The sequence below is a fragment of the Enterobacter sp. Ap-867 genome (genome assembly GCF_011752855.1).
Classification (GTDB): Bacteria; Pseudomonadota; Gammaproteobacteria; order Enterobacterales; family Enterobacteriaceae; genus Cedecea.
The window spans coordinates 1-523 of sequence record NZ_VWWS01000027.1 but is presented as its reverse complement, the minus strand read 5'-3'; the positions used below and the strand labels follow the sequence as shown (position 1 = coordinate 523).

Sequence of the window (523 nt, the reverse complement as noted above, 5' to 3'; positions counted from 1 at the left end):
AGACGACATGTCGTTTCAATTTTCAGCTTGTTCCGGATTGTTAAAGAGCAAATACTTCGCAGTACACCGTCACCGGTACACTCTGAAGTAAGTTTTGGTGCATGAAATGATGGTGGAGCTAAGCGGGATCGAACCGCTGACCTCCTGCGTGCAAGGCAGGCGCTCTCCCAGCTGAGCTATAGCCCCATCGATTTCGTAAAACCTTTGATTACCATGATTTTCATCTGGTCAAGGCGCAACTTAGCGACGCATACTGAGGTATGCGAGTCTGAGGTGCAACGCAGAACAGGGGAAAATTTGGTAGGCCTGAGTGGACTTGAACCACCGACCTCACCCTTATCAGGGGTGCGCTCTAACCACCTGAGCTACAAGCCTATAAGGTTTTACTGCTCGTTTTCTATCAGACAATCTGTGTGAGCACTACGCGGGTTGTATCTTTTAGGTAAGGAGGTGATCCAACCGCAGGTTCCCCTACGGTTACCTTGTTACGACTTCACCCCAGTCATGAATCACAAAGTGGTAA

The 523-nt window shown here is 48.9% G+C and carries 2 tRNA genes and 1 rRNA gene; all 3 read right to left on the bottom strand.

The annotated features are described in order from the left end of the window. Positions 1–110: 110 nt before the first annotated feature. A tRNA-Ala gene (locus F3J26_RS22540) sits at positions 111–186 on the bottom strand. A 112-nt stretch (positions 187–298) separates the two neighbouring features. Beyond that, positions 299–375, bottom strand: a tRNA-Ile gene (locus F3J26_RS22535). A 68-nt stretch (positions 376–443) separates the two neighbouring features. After that, a 16S ribosomal RNA gene (locus tag F3J26_RS22530) occupies positions 444–523 on the bottom strand; the annotation flags it as partial.